Origin of the sequence: Streptomyces sp. NPDC013157 (assembly GCF_042899865.1) — a bacterium.
Lineage (GTDB): Bacteria > Actinomycetota > Actinomycetes > Streptomycetales > Streptomycetaceae > Streptomyces.
In genome coordinates, this window is record NZ_JBIBAK010000001.1 from 764,312 (window position 1) to 786,792 (window position 22,481).

Sequence of the window (22,481 nt, forward strand, 5' to 3'; positions counted from 1 at the left end):
CGCCTCTCGTTACCGGGTCAGTTGGTGAAGACGGCGGCGCCGTTGTCGCTGACCGGGGCGTACTTGGCGGTGAAGTAGCCGGCGGAGGGACAGAGGATGGAGCCGGAGGACTTCGTGAACGCCTGGTTGCTGAAGGCGAGGCTGTTGTCGGTGTTGGAGCTGGTTCCGGACAGGCTCGCGGCCTGGTAGACGCAGGTGATGCTGCCCAGGAGGGTGGTCAGCTTCACCGTGGTCTGGACGGTCGAGCCGCTCGGCGGGGTGACCGCGACCGTGCCGTCCGAGGAGACCGCGGTGGTGTAGGGCAGGTTGTCGACCGTGATGCTGGAGACGCCGGTCACGCCGGTCACGTTGCTGGTGCAGCTGCTGAAGGTCTGCGCGGTGGCCGACTCGGTGGCGGTGCCGGAGGCGGCGGGGTTGTCGGTGACCGTCGCGGTGAAGGTCGAGGCCGCACAGGTGATGCCGCTGGTGCTGGTGGCGCTGGAGTAGAGGGTGGCGGTGGTGCCGCTGGCCAGCGACGCGCTGAGGGTGTCGCCGACCGCGACGGCGGTGCCGCCGGCGCTGCCCGTGGTGAGCACGGCGCCGTCGGCGGAGGCCGGAACGGTGGCCGCGACCGAGAGGGCGACGACGGTACCGGCGAGGGCGAGGAGGGATCGCGTACGCATGCGGGTTTGCCTCTTTCTTTGGGGGGTCTTGCGTGGGGTGAGGTGGGGGGTTCGAGGGCGCGCGAATGCAGCGCCGGCCGTCGCCGGCTCGTCACGCCTTCTCCGTACGTGACGGGCCGGCAACGGCGGTCTGGCCGGACACCGGCCGAAAGCCTGGGGGGGTTAGGCCTCCGACCGGGCCGGTCAAAGGCGTTCGGGCACGGTCCCTGGGGGGAAGCGACCGTGCCGACGCCGCTGAGCGGAGCGGTGATCGAAGAGGCCGGGAAGCGGTCGATGCCGCTCGGCGGATCCGGCGCCACGGATCCGAAAGAAACCAGGGAGAGTTGTAGACCTGATCGACCGTCAACGTCAAGGCCGATCAAGGGAGTTGAGCAGTCGATCAAGGGAATGCATGGTCGGAACACAACTGACGCGAATTCAACACTCTTTTTTCACAACTGTCTTGACCCTGAAAAGTAACCGCCGGTAACTTTCGGCTTGGCTACTGCTGCGTAACGAGAAAGCCCTTGCACCCGCCGGGAGTTGTGAGGAGGCGTGCGCGGCAGCCGCTGTCCGCGCCAGGACAACGTGCCGCTGAAGCCCAACCCGCGTGACTAATGCATGGGAGCAGACATGGCCGAGTCCCCGGACGTTCCGTCCGCCGACAACACGCCTGAGAACCCGGGAAGCGGTTCTCTTTCCGAAACACCAGACACCACCGGGGGTACTGGAGGAGCACCGAGACGGGGACGCGTCCGGGGCCGCCGGGCCGCCATGATGGCGGTGCCGGCCACCCTGGCCCTCGCCGGTATCGGGGTCCTGACCGCCCAGGGGGTGCTGGGGGTGACGCTCTTCATCTCCGGCATGCCCTTCACGGTCACCGCCAAGTCGCTCGACGGCACCGGCTTCGAACAGTTCGGCGCGCTCGACACCATGGCCGACGGCAGCCCGAACGCCGGTGACACCGGCGGCCAGGTGCTGGTCGTCACCTCCGCGATCAAGAAGGCGACCCTGGACAGCCTGTGCCAGAGCGTCGACCTCGGCGGCACCAACCTGCTCATCAAGGCGGGCAGCGGCTCGTCGAAGGTGCAGGCGACCGATCTCACCACCGACTCGACCCTGCTGTCGGGTGACGCGTCCTTCACCAACATCGAGATCGGCAACGACGCGAGCGAGCTCGACAAGGCCGGGGTCAAGGGACCCAAGGGCGTCTTCGCCCAGCAGTCCGACACCGTGCACATCGACAACCTGCGGCAGACCAACTACAAGACGACCGCCGGGACGTTCACGCTTCCCGGCCTGAAACTCAGCTTCAGCGACACGGGTTGCTGATGTCCGGCACAGACACTCCAGATCAGGGGTGGCGGCCCGCCTTCCGCGGTTGGCGGGCCCGTCGGCCGTTCCTGGGCGGCCTGCTGCTGACCCTGGGCGGCGGCTGGATCCTGCTCACCGTGAAGGCCTCGTTGAAGGTCGTCGTCCATATCGGCATGCAGGGTGTGGCGGGCTATCTGCTACCGGCGGTCATGGTGCTGTGCGGCCTGCTGACCCTCTTCAGCCCCTCGCAGCGCCTCTTCTACTCCATCCTCGGCATGCTCTGCTCCCTGGGCAGCTGGGTCACCTCCAACCTGGGCGGCTTCTTCGTCGGCCTCCTCCTCGGGGCCGTCGGCAGCTGCCTGATCTTCGGCTGGCTGCCGGACCAGGAGCCGCGGGTGAGCCGGCGCAAGCGCCGCAAGGCCGCGCGGGCCGCCGCGCAGCAGGCGCAGGGCTTCGGGGAAGGGGCGGGAGAACCCGCCTGAAGTCACGGAAGAGGCGGACCGAGGAGTTTCGGTCCGCCTTTCCGTGTGTCCGTATGTGCGGAGCCAAGGAGTACTCAGTCCGGCAGAGCCGCGCCGACTCTCTGCAACTCCCGCAGTACGTCGACCTGTTCAGCCACGTTCGCCGACGCTTTGTTGACGATCAGTACCGTGTCGCGACAGCCGGATGCCCCGAACACCTGGATCTGCGTACGGAGACGAGTCCGCTCAATTCCGCGGACCGCCCGCCAGGCACCGCTCGCGGCTTGTTCGGACGTCATCACCACCTGGGTGAGCGGATCCCGTCGAATCAGCCGGGCGGGGATTCCGGGGCGAAGACTCAGGCTTCCGGAGACTTCGGAGATGTCCAGCGCCCAGTCGCCCTCGCTCAGGAGCTCCACCCAGTGCTCACCGTTGGCCCGGTCGTACAGCTGTGGCAGGTTCCCGGGATGAACGCCCAGACCGGGGACGACCAGGAGGTTCCGGACCGTCCCGCGCAGCACCACTCGCCGGAACGCGCACGCCGCGACACGCAGGAGCTCGTCGTCGTCCACCACCAGCCCGTCGACCGTGACCTCGTCGAGCAACGCGCCTTCCAACGTGCAGGCTCGCGCCTTGCAGTCGCGCAGCGTGACACGGCGGAAGACGGGACGTCGCCGAGGGTCGTCAACAGCCTCTGCGGTTGCTCCGAAGATCTCGTACCCGTCGAGGTCCAGGTCCTCCACCACCGTGCCGGGCACCGCCCTCAGCGCACCGGTGCTGCCGGGCAGCTTCTTGTAACTGGACGGTTGCACGACTAGAACACTCCGAATCCGTACGGAACGCTGGGATAGGTGACGTATGTCATGGGGTTCACATACGACCTGGCGAAGTGGCTGATCATCTGGCCGAGCGTGTCCGTGGTCACTTCGTACATCTCGAGGTTGGTGAGTCCCACGAAGTCCGGCATGGACGCGCCTCCCACCTGCATGAAGTACGGTCTGACGTCCGGGTGCCTGGCCACTGCACGCTCCAGGGCCTTTCCGAAGTTCGCCTGCCCCATCCCGGGGTGGTCCATCAGGTAATCCAGTTCTCCGTCGGACAGCTCCGAGAGCGCCAGGCTTGGGTTGGCGCGGAGTTTTTCATATGTCTCCCTCACCGCGCGTCTCATGGTGTCGTCGGGGTCCTCGCATCCTACCGACGTCAGGATCTCGCCCGGATCGCATCCTTCGGCTCCGACCGCGGTCGTGTTCCCACCGGTTCCCCCGCCACCGCCCAGTCCCCCGCTGGCGGCCGTGGCGGTCTCGGTGTCGGCGCCGGCCGTCGAACTGGTCGCGAGATGCCCCGCCGCGGCGGCCGCGTCCTCGTCCGGGGTGGTGCCGATGGCCGGGGTGGTGTTGACGCCGCCGAGGTTCTGGTTCTTGGGGCGGGTGGGAACGCCGTGGGCGCCGCAGTCGTCGTCCGCCGAGGCGGCGAGGACAAGGCCAAAGAGGAGTTCCTCGGCGCTGGCCGAGGCGAGTTCCTCCCAGATGACGTCGCCGACCGCCTCCAGCCCCTCGGCGGCGGCAGCCCCGCCGCCCGCGGAGCTCGCGGCGCCGTAGCCGTAGGTCAGCGCCCCGCCGAGAGCGACTCCGTAGTAGAGGGACGAGTAGCCCCCGGACGAGCCGTAGGAGCCGTACGAGTTGCCGTAGGAGACGCTGTACGAGCCCGAGTCCGAACCCGAACCGCGGCCGCCCGAGTGACCCGACGGCTGCCAGTTCATGGCGTCGTCGAACTCGTTCTCGAACTGCCGCTCCTGATCGGCGATCTGTTGCTGCAGGGCCCGTTCGTCGGCTTCGTTCTGGGCCATCCTCCGGGCGTTCTCGCGTTCCCAGGCCTTGTGCTGGTCCTGGGAGTACTTCTCCATCCGGTCCCAGGCCCCCGCCTGCCACTGCTTGAGATAGGCCTGCTGCGCCTCGTAAGCCTCCTCCTGGGCCTTGATGTCGTCGCTGGTGCAGGCGTCGTGGCCGGAGGTGTCCGTGGCGTCGAGCGGGTCGTCGTTGCCGTACGCGTACGGGTTGGCGTTGACGGCCGGGGTGGGCGGGTTGCTCACCGTGTCGGCGCTGGTGAAGTCGCCGTTGGCCGGGTTGTACCAGCGGGCGGCGGCGTTGACGTAGCCCGTCCCCGGGTCGGTCCAGCCGGACTGGTAGCCGAGGTCGGTCTGGCTGCCACTGGTGGCGGTGGGGGTGCCGTAGGGGTCGTAGGCGGTGGAGCCGGTGAGCGCCGTGCCGGTTGCGGTGAAGGTGGCGGTCACGTCGTCATGGCTGTCGGTCAGGGCCAGCCGTGCGGAGGTGCCGTCCGCCGCGCTCACCGCCAGCAGGCCGTCGTCGGCGCCGCGGGCGAAGTCCTGGGCGCCGTCGGAGACCGCGTTGTTCGTGCCGTCGGCGTAGCTGAAGGTGTGCGTGGAGCCGCCGGACGTGGCGGTGGCCAGCCGTCCCAGGCCGTCGTAGGTGTAGCCGCCGCCCGCGCTGGTGGCGGTCAGCTCGTCGAAGGCGTCGGCGGTGTACGTGGTGGTGGAGCCGCCCGAGGTGACGCTCGACGTCGTGCCCCGCGCGGTGTAGCCGTACGTGGTGGTGGTCGAGCCGGACGTGACGGACATCAGTTCGTTGCGGGCGTTGTACGTGGCCGTGCTCGAACCGGCGCTGGTGCGGTTGCCGTTGGCGTCGTAGCCGTAGGCGGTGGTCGAGGAGCCGGTGGTGGCGGACTTCAGGCGGCCGGCGTAGTCGTAGTCGTAGGTGCTGGTGCCGGAGCCCGCCGTGCCGGTGGTGGTCCGGGTGGCCGTCTGGCCGTCGGCGTTGTACGTGTACGCCACCGACGCCTCCGTCGTCCCGGAGGGGGTCTTCAGGACGTCGGAGGTGAGCTGGTGCAGCGCGTTGTAGTCGTAGCTCCGGGCCGCGCCGCCCGTGCCGTAGCTGACGTTCTTGGTCTGGCCGAGCTGGTTGTAGGTCAGCGTCGCCGTGGTGCCGGTCAGCGGGTCGGTCTCGCTGTTGACCCGTTCGTCGGCGTCGTAGCCGAAGGTGGCGGTGCCGGTGGCGTCGGTGCGGCTGCTGATCCCGCCGTTGGCGTCGTAGGCGTAGTTCGCGGTGCCGCTGGGGCCGCCCAGGGTGAGGACGAGTCCCCGGTCGTCATAGGTGAAGGTGTCCGTGCCGGTCGGTGCCGAGACGGAGGTGAGGCGGCCGTCGTCGTCGTAACCGAAGGATCGGCTCGCGGTGGTGCCTTCGGCGCCGCTGCCGGACTCCGCCGTCAGCAGCCCCTTGTCGTCATAGGACTCGGTGAGCTTGACGCCTCCGGGGCGTGTGACAGCGTGCTGGCGCCCGTCGGCGTCGTAGGAGACGGCCGTGGTGCGGTCGGCGGCCGAGGTCAGGCCCGTGACACTGGGCGCGACCGTGCTCTCCAGCTGGCCGAGCGGGTTGTAGGTGTAGAAGGTGGCGTTCTTGTCGGCGTCGGTGTAGCGGGTCTCGTGGCCCGCGGCGTCATAGCCGAACGAGGTCGTGATCGAGGTGGAGGCGTCCACCGGCTGCGTCTGGCTCACGGTCCGGCCGAGCGCGTCGAACGTCGCGGTGGTGGTGTGCTGCCGGGCATCGGTGGCCGAGGTCTGGTCGCCCGCCGCGTCATAGCCGTACGAGGTGGATCCGACGGTCGCACCGGACGTGTCGAGCTGGGCCGCCGCGACCAGCCGCTCGGCCCCGTCGTAGCCCTGCGTCGTCGCGGTGCCGTCGGCGGCGGTGGTCTTGGTGACCTGCCCCGCAACGTCGTACGCGTACGACGTGGTGTTGTGCAACGAGTCCGTGACGGTGCTGGTCTCGCCGAGGGCGTCGTAGCCCGCGGTGGCCGTGTTGCCCAGCGGGTCCTCGATCGAGGTCAGGTCGCCGAGGCCGTCGTAGCCGTACTTCGTCGTGTAGGCCGCCGGGGTGGGCCTGCGCTCCACCTGGGTGCTGGTGGCCTCGCGGCCGAGCGCGTCGTAGGTGGCCTCGGTCCTGGCGCCGGTCGGGTCGGTGGTGTTGAGGACCTCGCCGTCGGTGTCGTAGCCGACGTGGGTGACCAGACCGCCGGGCAGGGTCTGCTGGACGCGGTCGCCGAGCTGGTCGTAGACGTACGACGCGGTGTGCTGCAGCGGGTCGGTCTCGGTGTGGACGTCGCCGAGCGCGTCGTAGGTGTAGGAGGTGGTCGGGGTGATGGTGCCGGAGCCGTCCGGCGGGGTGTACGCCGGCTGGGAGACGGCCTGGACACGGCCGTCGAGGTCGTAGGTGGTGGTGACGATGTTGCCGTCGGCGTCGTCGGTCTCGACCGGTTCGCCGAAGGTGTCGTAGCCCGACTTCGCGACGGCCACGGTCTGTTGGGCCGCTCCCCCGCCGGTCTCGGTGCTGACGGGCGGCGAGGTCGTGGTGGTCAGCCGGCCGTCCTCGTCGTAGGCGTAAGTGGTGGTGTAGGCGGATGCGGTGGCGCCGGCGGCGTTGCCGCGTGCGTCGGTCATCGTGACCGGCAGGCCGCGCTGGTCGTAGGTCCAGCTGGTGATCAGCGGCGCGGAGCCCGCGGTGCCGGCCGAGGTGTGCAGCGCGGCGACCTCGGTGGCGGACAGGACGCGGTTGTACGTCTGGACGTTGCTGACCGAGCCGTTGAAGTACTGGGCGGCCGCGCCTGCCGTGTAGCCCCGGCCGATGACGAACGGCCCGGAGCTCGCGATGGGTGTGGTGTCCGTCGCCGTGTTCTGGGCGGTGCCGTTGACGTAGAGCGTCATCTTGCCGCTGCTCGCGTCGTAGGTGCCGACCAGGTGGGTCCAGGTGTTGAGGGTGGGGGCGGCGGTGGAGGTGGCACCGGCGAGGGTCGGGGACGCCACGTCGGTGGTGGCCCGGTCGAACGCCCAGCGGCCCGCGGTCGGGTTGTAGTCGAGCGAGAACCCGGCGGCCTGGGTGCCCTGCTGGGCCATGACCGTCTGCCAGGTGCCGGTCGGGGTGGTGGTGATCTTCGCCCAGGCGGACACCGAGAAGCTCTTGGTGGTGTCGACCACGGACCCGCCGGTGGCGATCTGTCCGGCACCGGCGAAGACGGCGGAGCCGCCGTTCTCCGTCGACCAGCTCGTCGACGTGTTCAGGGTGCCGGCGTTCCCGGCGCCGGAGCGGTCGCCGGCGGACGGGTTCTCACCGTCGTCCAGCTTCCACCAGCCGGCCGCGCCCACCGTGACCGGGGACTCACCGGTGGTGGTGGAAGAGGCGTAGAGCTGGCTGATCTCGTTCGGCTGGAGTTCGCGCCCGTAGAGCTGGACGTCGCGGACCCGGCCCGCGAACCAGTTGACCGAGGCACCGGCCGCCTTGCCCCGGCCGATCGCCACGCCCGTGGTGCTGGCCATCGGCGTGGGGTCGGTCACCAGGGTGCAGTTGAGGCAGATGCCGCTGACCTCGACGTCGTTGACGTACAGGCTCATGTTGCCGAGCGCGTCCATGATGCCGACCAGGTGGGTCCAGGTGCCCGCGGTGGCCGGAGTGGGGTCGCTGGCGACGTAGTTGGTGGCCGTGCTGGTGTCGTTGCTCGCGCGGACGAAGGCCCAGGACTTGGTGGTGTGGTTGTACTCCAGCTGGAAGGCGCTGTTCTGGGCGCCCTGCTGGCTGACGACCGTGAAGTCCTTCGTGGTGCTGGTGGCGCTCAGGTACGCCCACGCCGAGACGGAGAAGGCCTTGCTGGTGTCCACGACGGGGGTGCCGCTGGTGAGGACGGCGCCGGAAGTTCCGTTGAAGGAGGTGTAGTTGCTGCCGGGCGGCCCCCAGGAGGTGCCGGTGGACGGCGTGCCGGTGAAGCCGTTGCCCGAGGAGTCGGCGGCCGTGACCGCGCCCTCGGTGAGCGGCCAGTAGCCGGTCGGCCCCGTGGTGTCGGTCCGTACGGACTGGGCGGTGCGGTTCCCTGCGGCGTCGTAGGAGTAGCCGATCTGCCGGGTCTGGCCGCCGCCGGTGAGGATGCGGGACAGGACGTTGTCGTCCGGGTCGAAGGTGTTGACGGTGATCCGGTTGACGCCGGACGGGTCGACCACGGTCTTGGCGGTCCGGTCGGCGGCGTCCACGGTGTACTGGGTCTGCTTGAGGCAGGACGTGCCGGACCAGACGTCGCACTCCCACGTCATGTTGCCGGCGGCGTCGTAGTCGTAGGCCTTGGTGGTGGTGGCGACGGAGGTGCCGGAGGCGTCGGTCTGCGACTGGAGCAGGTTGTCGTCGAAGTAGCTGTAGGCGGTGGTCCGGCCCATGGAGTCGGTGACGGACGCGAGCCGCCCCGCCGGGTCGTAGGCCCGGGACTCCACGACCAGGTCGGTCGGGTCGGAGGGGGCGGTCGGGTCGCCGGTCCAGCCGAGCAGGCTGGTGGTGAGCAACTGGCCGGTCGGCGAGTAGGCGTAGCGGTAGGTGGTGCCGGCCGGGTTCGTCTCGGTCGTCTTCCGGCCGAAGGTGTCGTACGTGTACCCGGTGACCTGGCCCGCCGGGCCGGTGACGGTCTTGACGCGGTCGTTGTCGTCGTAGACGTAGCCGGTGGCGCGGGTGGCGTCGTGGCCGGTGGTGTCGGCGGTCGAGGTGCCGGTCAGGTCGCCGTCCGCGTCGTACGTGTAGGTCGTCTTCGGGGTGTGGGTGACGCCCCTGACCGCGTCGGTGGTCGCCGGACCGGTCTCGGTGAGGGTCCGGCCCAGCGCGTCGTAGGTGTACGCGGTCTGCACGCCGCCGACCGGTGCGCTGACCGGAGGGAACGTCGCCGGGTAGGTGTCGGAGCTGACCACCTTGGTGGTGAGGTGGCCGAGGGTGTCGTTCAGGTAGTAGGTGACCTGGCCGGACGGGTCCGTCTCGCTGCAGACCTTCCCGAGGCGCACCGTGCCGCAGTAGTGGTAGCGGGTGACCTGGCCGCTCGGGTCGGTGACCGTGGCGAGCATCCCGTACACCTCGGTGTACGCGACGCCGGTGTAGTCCGTGAAGGTCTCGTTGTCGTTGTAGTACGTGTATCTGGTCCTGCGGCCGCTCGGGTAGTCCGGTGTCGGGGGCGTGGTGACGGAGGCCAGGGCGCCGAACGGGGTGTAGGTGTAGGCCGTCCGGTAGGCCGGGTTGGCGGTGCCGGTCGCGCCGGAGCGGGCGTCGGCCGCGTAGAGGACCTTGCCGTTGAGCGGGTCCATCGGGTCGGCCGCGTTGGTGTGGTAGCTGAAGTAGGAGGTCTGGCAGGAGTTCACCTGGCGGCAGGTCGTCGTCGCCAGGACGTTGCCGTACACGTCGTGCTGACGGCTGGTCGAGTGCCCGTCGGGGTCGGTGACGGCGTCCTGGAAGCCGAGGGAGTCGTAGGCGTACGTCGTCCGGCCGCCGCCCGCGTCGGTGACGGAGGTGGTGCGGTTCCCGTTCGACGGGTCGAAGGTGTACGTCTCGGTGTGCTGCGCGGGGTCGGTGACCGTCAGCGTGGTCGACGGCGTGAGCAGGGTGGCCGAGCCCTTGGCCGTGTACAGCCCGAGCGGGGCCTCCACGCTGCTCTGGCCGAGGTCGGTCTGGTAGATGCCGACCTGGCCGATCTCGCCGTTGAAGTACCCCTGCGCGTTGGCGGGCGGCTTCGGCCAGGAGCCGGCGACGTATCCGGCGCCGACGCTCACCGTGGTCTCGCCCCAGGTCTTCACCTGGCCCGCGATGGTCTTGCCGGTGCGGGTGGCCTGGCTCTGTCCGTCGAGCCACAGGGTCTGGCCGGTGCCGCTCGCGGTCATCACGACGAGGTGCCAGTTGCCGTCGTTGACCGCCGCCTTGGAGGCCATCGGGGAGAGGCTGCCGTCCCAGAACTGGCCGTGCAGCAGGCCGTCCGTGCCGATGTAGAGCGCCGGGGTGTAGCTGGTGGGCACCGAGCCGATCGGGGCGTTCTGGTACGAGAGGAGGACCCCGCCCGCCTGTTTGGTGTTGAACCACAGGGCGACGGAGGCGGTTCCGCTGCTGTCGTCGAGGGCTCCGGCGGGCAGGGACAGGGAGGAGTCGGTGCCGTTGAAACCGGCCGCAGTGTCCCCGCCGGGGCCGAAGATGCCGGGTTCGCCGAGCATGACGTCGTTGTAGATGCCGTCGGACGCGCCGTCGGCCGGTTTGTCGACGCCGTACTGGTCGGCGGCGGTGAGGCCGGCCGGCTCGGTCATCGGGTAGTCGTGGGCGGGCCGGGTGCCGCGGACGGCGCCGTAGTAGTAGTCGTTGCTGCCGGTGGTGACCGGGGTGGCCAGCTGGTAGGCACCGCCGTCGGCGTCGGTGACGGAGGAGGCGCGGTCGGTCAGCGCGTCGTAGCCGACGGCGAGCGCGGTCTTGCCGGAGGGCAGGGTGGTGCCGGTCAGTTCGCGGGCGGCGAGGGTGGCGGAGGCGTACTCCTGCTGGACGGCGGGCAGGCCGAGCGGGTGCTGGAGGAAGGAGACGTCCTCGATCTGGCCGTTGAACCAGCCCAGGGCGTTCCCCGAGGGGATCGACGGCCAGGATCCGGCGAGTTCGCCCGCGCCGACGGTGGTGTAGGGCTGGCCGCTCACGGTGATGGTGCTGCCGGTGCGGGTGGCGACCTGGGCGCCGTCGAGGAACAGGGTCTGGCTGGTGCGGGCCCCCGACAGCACCACGTAGTGCCACTTGCCGTCGTTGACGGCCGCGGGCGACGCCATCGGCGTGGCCTTGCCGTCCCAGAACTGGGCGTGGACCTTGCCGTCGGTGCCGATGTAGATCGACGGAGTGTAGTTCGCGGAGACGGCGGTTCCGGGTTTTCCGCTCTGGTACGAGAAGAGCGTCCCGCCCGCCTGTGTGGTCTTGAACCACATGCCGACCGCGAGGTTGCTCGCGTTGGCCGGCAGGTTGTCGGGCAGCGCCAGGTAGGAGCTGGTGCCGTTGAAGGAGGCCGCGGTGGCGGGGGTGCCGGCCAGCGGGCCCGCCTGGCCGAACGTGACGTTGGCGGCGGTGGCGGCGGTGGTGCCCTCGTTGGCGGCGACGCCGTCCTTGGCGGTGGCCGAGCCCGTCGCGTCCCCGAGCCGCCAGTAGTCCGTGGGGTTGGAGTCGAGGACCATCGAGGCGAAGTGCGACCCGGAGGCGGCGCCGGAGGTGTAGCTGTACTGGGTGCAGGCCGTCGCGGTGGTGCTGCTGGAGGCGGGCGGGCACACCGAGGTGAGGTCGCCGGCGGAGTCGTAGCCGTACGTCCACGGGTTGCGGGTGGCGGCGAACAGGCCCGGCTTGGAGGTGACCTCGTCGACGTGCGGGACGTTCTTGACGGTGCCGTCGGAGGCAGTGACCTGCTGGACGCCCCAGGTGAGCTGGAGGGTGACGGGCATGTCGGCCGTGTTGTGGTCGCCGTCGTTGAACCCGTTGTCCTGGCTCAGGTTGTAGCCGACCCCCGTCGGCTCCTCGGGCTTGATGGTGCTGCCGTCCGGAAGGGTCAGGGTGACGGGCAGCCACTGGACGTCCAGGCCGTGACCGTCGCGGTTGCCGTACTGGGTCAGACCCCAGTAGGTCTGGCCGGTGACCGGATCGGTGTTCTGGTCCTGGAAGAAGTACCGCGTGCCCGACTTCTCCGTCAGCATGAAACCGGACGTGCCGTACCCGGACGCCGGTGCGGACAGGACGGCGTAGTCGCCGGCGGGCGGGCTGTAGGTGCCGTCCCCGTTGGCCCCGAACCGTTCCTGGCGTCCGTCCGCCAGAGTGATCACGACGTTGCCGGAGCCGTCCGCGTCCTCGGTGGCCCGCATGTCCAGCAGCGACGACCAACCCGCGCCGAACGCCTTGAAGACACCGGGGTCGAGGCTGTTGTACGTCCGCTGGACGCTGAGCGTGGGGCTGTCCGTCGGGCCCGGGATGGTCGCGTCGGTGGTCTGCGTCGAGTAGTCGCCCAGCTGCGGGTCGACGCCCTTGACGGTGGCGTCGTAGGGGGCCGCGCCGAGATGCGCGGTGACCAGCGGCTGGGGTGCGGCCGGGATGGTGAAGTAGTCGGGCGCGGACCACAGCGAGGCGGCGTTGCCGTCACTGACCTGCGCGGTCCAGTAGAACGTCTTGCCGTAGGCGAGCTTGCCCGAGGGGACGGTCCACACCGGCGTGGTCAGCGAGCCCGAGGAGGCCAGCGCGGTCGTCGAGCCGTTGGCGTAGACGTTGAACGAGTAACTGAGCGCGGTACCGGGGTAGTTGTCCGGGTCGTGCGCGGTCACGGCCAGCGTCGGGGTGAGGCTGAACACCGAGCCGTTGTTGCCGGGCGTGAACGTGTCGACGATCGGCGGGTTGTTGACCACGGGCAGGGAGTAACAGGTCTGCGGGACCCCGTAGGTGGAGAACAGCGTCCCGTTGTAGGACATGTCCCAGCAGATCAGGTAGGTCTGCCCGGCGGTGAGCGCGGGGATCGACGCGGTGACGGTGACCGGTTTGTTCGGCGCGACCGTCGAGGGCATCACCGCCGGGGTCGCGGCGGGGCTGGTGAGCAGGGTGCGGGTGGTGCCGGAGACGGTGTAGAGCTGGTACGAGAGCTTGTAGCCGTTGGTCGGGGTCCAGGTGGCCGTACCGCGGTTCTGCACGGTGACCTTGCCCCAGCCGGGCTGGTTGTTCCACGGCGAGGCGTAGCTGACCTCGGAGTAGGAGGCTCCGGCGCCGTTGGGCGTGTACTCGATGGCCAGGTAGGGGTCGTCGGCGTAGAACTCCTTGGCCGCCGCCGCGGTGGACGCCGCGCTGAGCCGCAGACCGTAGTTGGCCGCCCAGCCGTGCGCCCAGTTCATCACCGTCTTGGTGTCGAGGCTGATGCCCTCCCACTGACGGCCGTTGGAGCAGTCGGTGCCGGCCGCGAAGGAGGCGGTGCCGATCTGGGCGGCGGCCGCGGGCCCGGGGTAGGTGTCGATCTTCGCCGGGTCCCAGGAGGCGGAGACGGGGGCGACGTTCACCGCCTCGGCCGAGCACGCGCCGGTGGTGTCCAGGCCGGAGAACTCGGTGTCCAGCCAGAGCGTCGAGTTGACGATGTAGTCGTTGGCGAACTGGGTGCCGAAGCCGCTGAACTGGAGGAAGGAGTTGTAGTCGTGGCTCTGGTACTTGCCGACGTACAGCTGCCCGTTGCCGTGGAAGTTCTGCGTGACGCCGGACTCGACGTAGGTCGAGGAGGAGGCGTTGCCCTGGCCGGTCGGGTTGCCCGCGGCGGCGGTCCGGTAGGAGGCGGTGGAGGCCGTTCCCGGGGTGGCGGTGGCGGTGGCGCCGGCGGGGATGCGTGCCCAGGTGCCGTCGGATTTCCGGTAGTTGACCGCGTGCGTATGGATCTGGGCGGTGTAGGTCCCGTCGGCGTTCTTGAACACGGTCGTCGTGGCGGTGTCGAGCCCGGGCTGCTCCACGCTGGTGGACGCGGAAAAGCCCCGAGGCTTCTTCGCCGCCGGTGCGGCGACGGGCTTCGGGGCTTTGTGGATCCGGCTGCCGGAGTTCACCGGGTCGCTCTTCGCGCCGTGGGCCTGGTACGCCCCCACCGCGCCCTTGACCCGGCCGGGCCCGGAGTCGGCCAGCGAGGTGCCGGCTCTGCTCCTGGTCGCCGAGGCCGGCACGACGTGCCGCTTGCCCGCCGCGGTGCCGGTCTGCTGTTTCGGGGTGGCGGGGGTGGCCGCCGTTCCCGGTAACGCCTGGGCGGCCTGGCCGCCCTGTACCGCGACCAGCGCGCCGACCGCCACGAACGCCGTCGCTCTCAGCGCCACCCGCACATGCCGGACGGATCTCCACAAGCGGCCCATCATCGTTGCCCCCCCCCAGCGATGCCCAACATCCAACTCCGGACAGCCGGTTCTTCTATCAGCGCGACGACGGCCACGGACAGGCATATATCCCGGGCCTTTGCCAACAAAGACCGGCATTGCACGCCAAGGTTGACCGGTACATTGCAAGCCCTTGTGTGTTTCCTGGCCAACTCCCGCCCCACTCTTTCCAGTTGGAGGGGGAGGCTGCTCCCACAGGACATCGGAGGGGCTGCGGGGGCAGATGGGACTGGGACAGTCGGGCGCTTTACGGGCCTGCGCATACGTCGGCCTGCCGCTGCTGCTCCTGCTGGCCGCCGCACCTCCGGCCACCGCGCGGCAGCCCGCCGCCCCCACCCCCCTCAGTGCCGAATGGCCGCTGGACGCAGCGCACTTCGACGCCGCCCGGATCTGGCGCCTCAGCCAGGGGGCCGGCGTCACGGTCGCCGTGGTCGACACGGGGGTGAACGCCCGCCATCCGGATCTGGCGGGCCGGGTCCTGCCCGGCACCGATGCCACCCAGCAGGCCGCCGACGGCCGGGTCGACCTCTCGGCCGACTCGCACGGCACCTCGGTCGCCGGGGTCATCGCGGGCTCCGGCGGCACGGGCAAGGGCATGGCCGGACTGGCCCCCCGGGCGACCGTGCTGCCCGTCCGGGTCAGCGCCGGCAACGCCGCGGATCCGCTCGCCCTGGCCCGGGGCATCGTCTACGCCGCCGACCACGGGGCCGCGGTCATCAACGTCTCGATGGTGACCACCGACCCCGACCCGCAGGTCCGGGACGCGGTCGCCTATGCGCGCCGCCACGACATCGTCGTGGTCGCGGCGGCGGGCAACAGCGGCCGGGAGGGCAACCCGGTGACCTATCCGGCCGCGTTCCCCGGCGTGGTCGCCGTCTCCGGTACCACCCGCGACGGCGGCTCCTGGGCCGCCGGCGAGTCCGGTTCCTACATCGCGCTGGCGGCCCCGGCGGTGGACATCTACTCGACGAGGAACAGCGGCGGCTACCTCACCGAGGACGGGACCAGTTACTCCGCTCCCTACGTCTCCGCGGCCGCCGCACTGCTGCGTGCCGCGTACCCCTCGGAGAGCGCCGGGCAGATCGTCGCCCGGCTCATCGGCACCGCCGACCGCCCCGGCGGAGGGTCCGGCCGTGACGACCGCTTCGGCTACGGCATCGTCGACCCCCTGAAGGCCCTGGGCGCGCCGGTTCCGGCCGCCAGTGCCGATCCGCTGCGCACCGCCTCCGGGGGCGGCGCCCCGAAGGCAGCCGACACGACGGGCGGCGTTCCGGGCGGAACCGTGGCGGTCATCGGCGCCGTGGCCGGGGTGACCGCCGCCGGGGCGGGCGGCTTCCTCGTCCGCCGCCGCTCCCGTCGTCGTACGTGATCCACAGAAGGAACCCGATCAGCATGCGGCTCCCGGCCCTCACCGCGCGCCCCGTCCGCCGCTTCACCGGTCTCGTACGCGGGCACCCGATCGTCGCGGCCACCACGGCCGTCGCCCTCCTGGCGGTCCTGTCGCTCACCGTGCTGCTCACCGGGGACCGGAGCGCTCGGCCCCGGGCCGACAACGTCTCCCGCAACTTCCGGGCCTGTCTGCTCGTCTCGCCCGCGGGCGCCACCGACGCCCGGCTCAGCCAGGCGTCCTGGCAGGGCATGCAGGACGCGGCGCGCTCCGGCGGGGTCAACGCCGAGCGCTTCCCGGCCCCCACCATCGACGCCAAGGCCGCGCTGCCGTACTTCAACGGCGCCGTCCAGCATCACTGCGAGCTGATCGTCACCGTCGGCACCGGCATGAAACCCGCGACGGAGGCCGCCGCGCGCGCCAACCCGCACCAGCAGTTCGTGATCGTCGGCGCCACCTCGGCACATCCGCGCGTCTCGGCCATCGCCGCGCCTGCCGACCCGGCGAAGGACGAGGCCGGAAAGGAACTGGCCGGCAAGGTCAGCGCCTTCATCACCGCCAGGCGCTGACCGCCCGGAGCCGGTCGGGCAGCGCGACACGCCCCACGGCCGCGTGACCGGCCCGGGGCACCCCCGGACCGGTCACACCGTTCGCAGCACGGACCCGCGAAGCACGGGACCAGGCGGCGTCAGCTCGTCGTGACGGTCGGCTCGCCGGTCGTCCGGGGCTCCGGCTGCGCGGGGGCCGCGGCCGGCTCCGCCGCCATCTGTACCGACGTCGGCTCCACCGGCGCCGCCGCGGCCGCGTCGTCGGTCTTCATGGCCTTCGCCTCGCTCTTCAGGATGCGCATCGACTTGCCCAGGGCCCGGGCGGTGTCGGGCAGCTTCCGGGAACCGAACAGCACGATGAAGACGATCGCGACGATCAGCAGGTGCCAGGGTTCGAGTCCGTTGCGGAGCATGACCGCCCCCTCCCTTTCTCACGTTTTCGGGCCGACGGAGGGTGCTGCGTGCGCCCCGGCCGGGCAGCGACGATTGCTACATTGCGCAACTGTACAACCCGGAGCGGGAAACGCACCCTGGACCCGGCCCGCAGTCGCTACCGCCGGTCCTGGCGTGCCCGCACCGCCCGCAGCGCGACGGCGTAGAGCCCCAGGACGGCGGCGAGCAGCACGTGGTAGGCGGCCGGCAGCCCGGTCATGCCCAGGGCCGTGCCCAGCGGGCCGGGCGGCAGCAGCAGGCCGACGGCGGCGAGTACGGCGGCGGCGCGGCCGACGGGCCCGGAGCGGGTGCCGCCGCGCAGCAGGAACATCACCAGGGCCTGGGTGAGCAGGTTCTCGGTGAACCAGGCGGAGTGGAAGACGGCCTCGTCGTCGAGGGCGTCGGGGCCGCGCAGGGCGAGCGCGAGGACGCCGAAGGTGGCGAGGTCGGCGATCGCGTTGAGCACCCCGAAGCCGGTGATGAACCGCAGGAAGGCACGCGGCCGCAGCACGGTCGGGCGGAGCAGTGCCGCAGGCCCGGGGCGGTCGTACGCGAAGGCGAGCTGGGCGGCGTCGAAGCAGAGGTTCTGGGCCAGCACCTGGACCGGGAGCATCGGCAGGAACGGGAGAAGCAGACCGGCGGCGAGCATCGCGATGACGTTGCCGAGGTTGGAGGAGAGCGTGACCCGTAGATAGGAGGCGATGTTGGCGCTGCTGTGCCGGCCCGCGGTGACGGCGTGCCCGATCGCGCCGAGGTCCTTCTCGGCCAGCACCACGTCGGCCGTCTCGCGGGCGAGGTCCACGGCGGTGCGGGGCGCGATCCCGACGTCGGCCGCGCGCAGGGCTGGGATGTCGTTGACGCCGTCCCCGAGGAACCCGACGGTGTGCCCGGCGGCACGCAGCCCGGCGACGATCCGGGCCTTGTCCTCGGGGGTGCAGCGGGCGACGACGACGGGGCCGGGGACCGCCACGGCACCGTCCGGTTCCGCCCCGCCCGCCTCCGGACCGGCCCAGTCCGCCGCCGCCCCCGCCTCGACGGCTCCCAGGCCCAGGTCCCGGCAGGCCCGCACGGCGGTGGCCGGATGGTCGCCGGTCAGGATCCGGACCGTGATACCGAGGCCGGTGAGACCGCGCAGGGCCTCGGCGGCGCCCGGGGCGAGGGCGTCCCGGAAGGTGACCAGGCCTCGGAAGGTGAGCCCGTGCTCGTCGGCGGCCGTGTAGGGGCGGGCGCGGGACGGGCGTCGGGCGGTGGCGACGCCGAGGACCCGCAGCCCGGCGCCGGCCTCGCGGGCGGCGAGGGCGAGGAGGCGCTCGCGTTCGGCGGGGTCCAGGTCGCAGCGGTCCAGCACGTCCTCGGCGGCGCCCTTGGTGACGAGGACATGGGTGCCGAGGGTGCCGGCGACGACGGCGGTGGCGGTGCGCCGCCCGGGATCGAAGGGCACGGCGCCGATCCCGTCGTGCTCCTCTCCCACCGGCCCGGCGGCCGTGAGCAGGGCCTCGTCCAGGGCGTCGGGGGCGGGCAGTTCGGCGAGCTGCAGGGTCCACCAGGCACCGGCGGCCGCCCAGCGCAGCACCTCGGGGTCGTCGTCGCCGTCGGGTCCGAGGGCGCGCTCCACGACGGGCCGGTCCTGGGTGAGGGTGCCGGTCTTGTCGAGGCAGAGCACGTCGACCGCGCCCAGGTCGTGCAGCGCGGGCAGCCGTCGTACGACGACCTGGTGGGCGCGGGCCAGCAGGGCGGCGCCCCGGGCCAGGCAGGTGGTGACGATCACCGGGAGCATCTCGGGGGTGAGCCCGACGGCGACCGCGACGGCGAAGGGCAGCGTCTCCAGCCCGCGGCCGCGCAGGGCGGCGTTGGCCATGAGGACCAGCGGCGGGGTGAGCAGCATGAACCGGATGAGCACCCAGGAGATGCCGTGCACGGACCGGTCGAAGGCGCTCGCCTCCCGCGGTGCGGCCGCGCCGTGCGCGACGGCGAACCGGGTCCGCTCCCCCGTCTCCACGACCACCGCCGTGGCACTGCCAGAGGCGACCCCGCTGCCCTGGAAGCAGAGGTAGGGCACCTGGAAGGGCGCCGCGTCGGCCGCACCGGTCCCCCCGGCCGCGTCGGTGACGGCGGGGACGTCGACGGCAGCCTTGGCGACGGGCGCCGACTCGCCGGTGAGCACGGCCTGGTGCACGGTCAGTCCGCGGGCGCGCAGCAGTCGTACGTCGGCCGGCACGAGGTCGCCCGGGCCGAGCCGGACGACGTCGCCCGGGACCAGTTCGGCGACCGGGACCTCCCGCGCCCGCGGCTCCGCGTCCGGGCCGGCGCGGCGCAGCACGGTGGCGGTGCCGGCGACGAGTTCGCGCAGGGCGGCCAGCGAGCGGTCGGCGCGGTGTTCGCCCGCGGCGCGCAGTCCGCAGCTGACCGCGACCAGCGCGAGGATCACGACGGCCGTCCCCCAGGAGGCGACGAGGGCGGAGACCAGGCCGAGGGTGAGGAGGACGGCGGTGAAGGGGTCGCGCAGGGCACGGGCGCCGCGCAGCGGCCAGGAGGCGGTGTGCGGCAGGGGCGGGGAGTTCTCGCCGAGGTCGGCGAGCCGGGACGCGGCCTCGGCCTCGGTCAGCCCGCGCGGTCCCGTGTCCAGTCGGCGCAGCACCTGCAGCGAGGTGGCGGCCTCGCCCTCAGAGACCATGGAGCCGTCGGGGGGCCGGGAGCTCGGCGCCGGTGGTGCGGGCGGTGAGGCGGCCGACGAGCAGACGTACGACGTCGACGACGTCCGGGTCGTCGACCAGGTACACCTGGCGGCGGCCCTCCCGGCGGGAGCGGACGAGGCCGGCGAGCTTCAGTTTGGTGAGGTGCTGGCTGACGGCGGGCAGCGCGCCGCCGACCCGCTCGGCGAGCCCGGTGACATCGCTCTCGCCCTGGGCCAGCGCCCAGACGATGTGCAGCCGGGCGGGCGAGGCGAGCAGACCGAAGGCCGCGGCCGCCTCCGTGAGCACGTCCGCGGTGGGGTCCTCCTCGTAGCCGCTGCCGGGCACCGTCGTGGTCCTCCTGTCCACCGCGTCGAGGGACCCGGCGCGGATCGGTCCGAAGCGACCCGTCGCGGGTCGGAGGACAGTTTAGGACGCGGGAACTTATCGGCCGCCGCGCAAGTTTCTACGGTGTTGTAGAAGTAATTTCTTGGCAAGCAGGTCTCTTACCGACCGAGGAGTGAGTGCGCATGGCCCTGTGGGACCGCATCAAGGATTCCGCGACGCAGATGCAGACCCAGCTGGTGGCGAAGAAGAACGACCTGAAGAGCGGTGCGTTCCGCGACGCGAGCATGGCGATGTGCGCGCTCGTGGCCGCCGCCGACGGCACCATCGACCCGGCCGAGCGCCAGCGGGTCGCCCAGCTCATCGCCACCAACGAGGTGTTGCAGAACTTCCCGGCGGACGACCTGCGCCGCCGCTTCGAGGAGAACCTGAACAAGCTGACCACCGACTTCGCCTTCGGCAAGGTGAGCGTGCTCCAGGAGGTCGCCAAGGCGAAGAAGAAGCCGGCCGAGGCGCGTGCCGTCATCCAGATCGGCATCGTGATCGGCGGCGCGGACGGCGACTTCGACAAGACCGAGCAGGCCGTGGTCCGCGAGGCGTGCTACACGCTGGACCTGCCGCCGCACGAGTTCGACCTCTGACCGAGCCTGGGCCGGAGCTGGCGGGACGGAGGCGGCTCACATCCGCCGGCTCGTGGCCCAGCAGAGCGCGGTGAGGGCCACGGCCACGGCGCAGGCCGCCGCCGCCGAGCCGTCCAGATACGTACTGCCCAGGACCGCCACTCCCAGCGTCGCCCCCAGTTGCTGTACGGCGTTCAGCGCACCCGCCGCCGAGCCGACCTCCTGGGGGCGCAAGGGCTTGAGGGCCAGCGTGAAGAAGGCGGGGGTGAACAGGCCGGCGCCCAGGCCGACCAGGGCCAGCGCGGGAAGGAGCGGCCAGGGGTAGCGGGCGGTGGTGGTGTCGGTGGCGTAGACGGCCACGGCGGCCGTCAGGCCGATCAGCACCAGGGCCAGACCGTACGGCATCATGCGGCGCCGGGCACCGCGGCGGCCCGACAGCCATGACGACACCGCCAGGCCGATCGACCAGGGCGTGAGGCTCAGGCCCGCCGCCAGTACGCCCTGGCCCGCCTCCAGTTGGAGCTGGAGGACGACCACGGTCGTCAGCCCGTTGGTCACCGCGAAGAACGCCGTCGAGGTGGCGAGGGCGGGCGGGAAGCTGCGGTGGGTGAAGAGGGTCGGCTCCAGGAGGGGCGCGGCCGTGCGGCGCTGCTGCAGTGCGAAGGCGGTCAGGGTCAGCAGGCCGAGGGCAAGCAGTACCCAGTCGTGCGGCGGGAGTTCGGTGAGGTTCGTGCCGATCAGGGGGTAGACCAGCAGGCCGGTGCCGGTGCCCGCGAGTGCCGTGCCCGGCCAGTCGAGGGCGGGGCGGTGCGGGGCGCGGTTCTCCGGGAGTTTCGGGGACAGGGCGAGGACGGCCAGGGCCACGGGGACGTTGACCAGGAAGACGGCCCGCCACGAGAGGCCGAACAGGTCGGCGTGGGTGAGGACACCGCCGAGGACCGGGCCGCAGACGGCCGCGAGACCCATCACCGGGCCGATGCTGCCCAGCGCCCGGGACAGTTCGTCGCCCTCGAACATCGCCCTGATCAGTCCGATGGTCTGCGGGACGATCGCGGCCGCCGCCGCGCCCTGCACCGCGCGGAAGGCGATCAGCAGATCCGGCGTGGGGGCGAGTGCGCAGGCGGCGGAGGCCGCGGTGAAGAACGTGACGCCGAGGACGAAGAGCCGGCGGCGGCCCGCGATGTCGCCGAGCCGTCCGCCGGTGATGAGGAGGACCGCGAAGGGCAGGGTGTAGGCCGTGCTGAACCACTGGACGTCGGAGAGGGAGCCGCCGAGGCCGGCGTGCACGGCGGGGGCGGCGACCTGGACGATCGTCGCGTCCAGGAGGTTCATCGCCTCGGCGAGGAGCAGGGCGAGGAGGGCGGGCCACCGCGAGGGGTAGGGGGGCGGGGCGGTGGGGATGTGCGTGGGTGTGGTTGTCATGGGGGCAGCGTGCGTATCGCGACGCGGGGGCCGACGGTTCCCGAGGGGAAGTGGAGCTTTTCTTCCATCGGCAGCGGCAATTCTGACGGAATCACACGCGTTGAGTTCGGCTGCGGATCGGTGGGGGCTGGTCGCGACCACGCGGCGGAGCCGCAGATTCGACACGGCCCCGCGCCCCTGAAGGGGCGCCTTTCACACGTCGGCCAGTAGTGGCAGTAGCTCCATTGCTGCCGTCACGCCTCCTGTCAGGGCGCGGTCCTCCATGTCCCCCGGCAGGACCGCTGCCGCCAGCTGGTACGCGGGCACCGTCGGTTCCACCGGGCTCAGCCGCAACGCGCGTACCGCCGCCACCAGTTCGCAGGCCAGTACCACCGGGTACGCCTCGGCCGCCCGCTCCGCCTGTTTCGCCGCTTGGCCCGCGAAACTCGCGGCCTCCTCCAGGCCGTGGGAGAGGACGGTGTGGCCGGCCGATGCCGGGGCCGCGCTGGAACGGAGTTCGGCCAGGGCCGAGTTGGCGGTGTACTCCAGGATCATCGTGCCGGAGCTGCCGGCCGGGCCCGCGGCCAGGAAGGCGGACAGGCCCGTGAGGTCGGCACGGGTGAGCGCGTGGAGGCGGGCGGCGGAGAGCTGGGCAGCAGGCGCAGGGTGCGGCCGTCCGCGTCGGACGGGTCGACGGTGACGGAGCGGTGGGCGCCCACGCCCGTGCCGCGGCCGTACCAGCGTCCCTGTGCGGCGAGGCGGCCCGCGCTCTCGTGGACCAGAGGGACCCGGCCGAGCGCCTCGGCCGGTACGACGGGAGCGGCAACGGCGTCGGCCGGCCGGACGAGTCCGGTCAGGCCGAGGCCGTTGCCGTCGAGCACGACACGGTCCACGGAAGGTCCAGGGAAGAT

General features: G+C 71.5%; 14 protein-coding genes. 5 read left to right on the forward strand and 9 right to left on the reverse strand.

The features are described from left to right. Window positions 1-17: 17 nt before the first annotated feature. Window positions 18-662, reverse strand: a complete 645-nt coding sequence (locus ACFY6U_RS03455) for a Tat pathway signal sequence domain protein (RefSeq protein WP_390034855.1) — start codon at window positions 660-662, stop codon at window positions 18-20. 612 nt (window positions 663-1,274) lie between these two features. On the opposite strand from ACFY6U_RS03455, the gene ACFY6U_RS03460 reads away from it, so the two are divergent. Together ACFY6U_RS03460 and ACFY6U_RS03465 are read left to right on the forward strand one after the other, a co-directional pair. Continuing rightward, complete coding sequence (locus ACFY6U_RS03460; RefSeq protein WP_390034856.1) at window positions 1,275-1,973, forward strand: DUF6230 family protein; 699 nt, start codon at window positions 1,275-1,277, stop codon at window positions 1,971-1,973. Further along, on the forward strand, window positions 1,973-2,437 hold the full coding sequence (locus tag ACFY6U_RS03465) for a DUF6114 domain-containing protein (RefSeq protein WP_390034857.1): 465 nt from the start codon (window positions 1,973-1,975) through the stop codon (window positions 2,435-2,437). The genes ACFY6U_RS03460 and ACFY6U_RS03465 overlap by 1 nt, the downstream gene beginning before the upstream one ends. Before the next feature lie 74 nt (window positions 2,438-2,511). Here the strand turns inward: ACFY6U_RS03465 and ACFY6U_RS03470 are convergent, their stop codons facing one another. Together ACFY6U_RS03470 and ACFY6U_RS03475 are read right to left on the reverse strand one after the other, a co-directional pair. Further along, on the reverse strand, window positions 2,512-3,228 hold the full coding sequence (locus ACFY6U_RS03470; protein WP_390034858.1) for a hypothetical protein: 717 nt from the start codon (window positions 3,226-3,228) through the stop codon (window positions 2,512-2,514). A 2-nt stretch (window positions 3,229-3,230) separates the two neighbouring features. Further along, complete coding sequence (locus ACFY6U_RS03475) at window positions 3,231-14,135, reverse strand: LamG-like jellyroll fold domain-containing protein (protein WP_390034859.1); 10,905 nt, start codon at window positions 14,133-14,135, stop codon at window positions 3,231-3,233. Window positions 14,136-14,388: 253 nt separating this feature from the next. Between ACFY6U_RS03475 and mycP the strand changes: the two genes are divergently transcribed. Both mycP and ACFY6U_RS03485 read left to right on the forward strand, forming a co-directional pair. After that, a complete protein-coding gene (gene mycP / locus ACFY6U_RS03480) occupies window positions 14,389-15,534 on the forward strand; it encodes a type VII secretion-associated serine protease mycosin (RefSeq protein WP_390034860.1) in 1,146 nt (381 codons plus the stop codon). A 23-nt stretch (window positions 15,535-15,557) separates the two neighbouring features. After that, the gene (locus ACFY6U_RS03485) at window positions 15,558-16,121 is read left to right on the forward strand and encodes a hypothetical protein (RefSeq protein WP_390034861.1); all 564 of its coding nucleotides are present in this window, start codon (window positions 15,558-15,560) and stop codon (window positions 16,119-16,121) included. A gap of 119 nt (window positions 16,122-16,240) precedes the next feature. On the opposite strand, the gene tatA is transcribed toward ACFY6U_RS03485, so the two are convergent. From tatA to ACFY6U_RS03500, 3 genes are all read right to left on the reverse strand, one after another. Next, window positions 16,241-16,513, reverse strand: a complete 273-nt coding sequence (gene tatA, locus ACFY6U_RS03490) for a Sec-independent protein translocase subunit TatA (protein ID WP_390034862.1) — start codon at window positions 16,511-16,513, stop codon at window positions 16,241-16,243. Between the two features lie 137 nt (window positions 16,514-16,650). After that, window positions 16,651-19,206: a magnesium-translocating P-type ATPase gene (gene mgtA, locus ACFY6U_RS03495; protein WP_390034863.1), complete on the reverse strand. Its 2,556-nt coding sequence runs from the start codon at window positions 19,204-19,206 to the stop codon at window positions 16,651-16,653. Beyond that, window positions 19,196-19,552 (reverse strand): ArsR/SmtB family transcription factor, encoded by a 357-nt coding sequence (locus tag ACFY6U_RS03500; RefSeq protein WP_390035192.1) that lies wholly within the window; start codon window positions 19,550-19,552, stop codon window positions 19,196-19,198. Before ACFY6U_RS03500 ends, mgtA begins: the two co-directional genes overlap by 11 nt. 182 nt (window positions 19,553-19,734) lie before the next feature. Between ACFY6U_RS03500 and ACFY6U_RS03505 the strand changes: the two genes are divergently transcribed. Next, a complete protein-coding gene (locus ACFY6U_RS03505; protein ID WP_132890095.1) occupies window positions 19,735-20,190 on the forward strand; it encodes a tellurite resistance TerB family protein in 456 nt (151 codons plus the stop codon). Window positions 20,191-20,226: 36 nt separating this feature from the next. Here ACFY6U_RS03505 and ACFY6U_RS03510 read toward each other — a convergent pair whose 3' ends face one another. The 3 genes from ACFY6U_RS03510 to ACFY6U_RS03520 form a co-directional block, all read right to left on the reverse strand. Beyond that, window positions 20,227-21,591, reverse strand: coding sequence for an MFS transporter (locus ACFY6U_RS03510; RefSeq protein WP_390034864.1), 1,365 nt, complete (start codon window positions 21,589-21,591; stop codon window positions 20,227-20,229). Window positions 21,592-21,783: 192 nt separating this feature from the next. Further along, window positions 21,784-22,170: an aromatic amino acid lyase gene (locus ACFY6U_RS03515; protein ID WP_390035193.1), complete on the reverse strand. Its 387-nt coding sequence runs from the start codon at window positions 22,168-22,170 to the stop codon at window positions 21,784-21,786. Beyond that, window positions 22,122-22,463 carry a hypothetical protein gene (locus tag ACFY6U_RS03520; protein ID WP_390034865.1) on the reverse strand — a complete coding sequence of 114 codons (342 nt, stop codon included), beginning with the start codon at window positions 22,461-22,463 and terminating at the stop codon, window positions 22,122-22,124. The genes ACFY6U_RS03515 and ACFY6U_RS03520 overlap by 49 nt, the downstream gene beginning before the upstream one ends. Between the last annotated feature and the right edge of the window lie 18 nt (window positions 22,464-22,481).

Coding starts and splice junctions, on each gene's coding strand:
- mycP (WP_390034860.1), top strand. CDS start 14,389: ATGGGACTGGGACAGTCGGGCGCTTTACGGGCCTGCGCATACGTCGGC.
- ACFY6U_RS03465 (WP_390034857.1), top strand. CDS start 1,973: ATGTCCGGCACAGACACTCCAGATCAGGGGTGGCGGCCCGCCTTCCGC.
- ACFY6U_RS03460 (WP_390034856.1), top strand. CDS start 1,275: ATGGCCGAGTCCCCGGACGTTCCGTCCGCCGACAACACGCCTGAGAAC.
- tatA (WP_390034862.1), bottom strand. CDS start 16,513: ATGCTCCGCAACGGACTCGAACCCTGGCACCTGCTGATCGTCGCGATC.
- ACFY6U_RS03455 (WP_390034855.1), bottom strand. CDS start 662: ATGCGTACGCGATCCCTCCTCGCCCTCGCCGGTACCGTCGTCGCCCTC.
- ACFY6U_RS03510 (WP_390034864.1), bottom strand. CDS start 21,591: ATGACAACCACACCCACGCACATCCCCACCGCCCCGCCCCCCTACCCC.
- mgtA (WP_390034863.1), bottom strand. CDS start 19,206: ATGGTCTCTGAGGGCGAGGCCGCCACCTCGCTGCAGGTGCTGCGCCGA.
- ACFY6U_RS03485 (WP_390034861.1), top strand. CDS start 15,558: ATGCGGCTCCCGGCCCTCACCGCGCGCCCCGTCCGCCGCTTCACCGGT.
- ACFY6U_RS03505 (WP_132890095.1), top strand. CDS start 19,735: ATGGCCCTGTGGGACCGCATCAAGGATTCCGCGACGCAGATGCAGACC.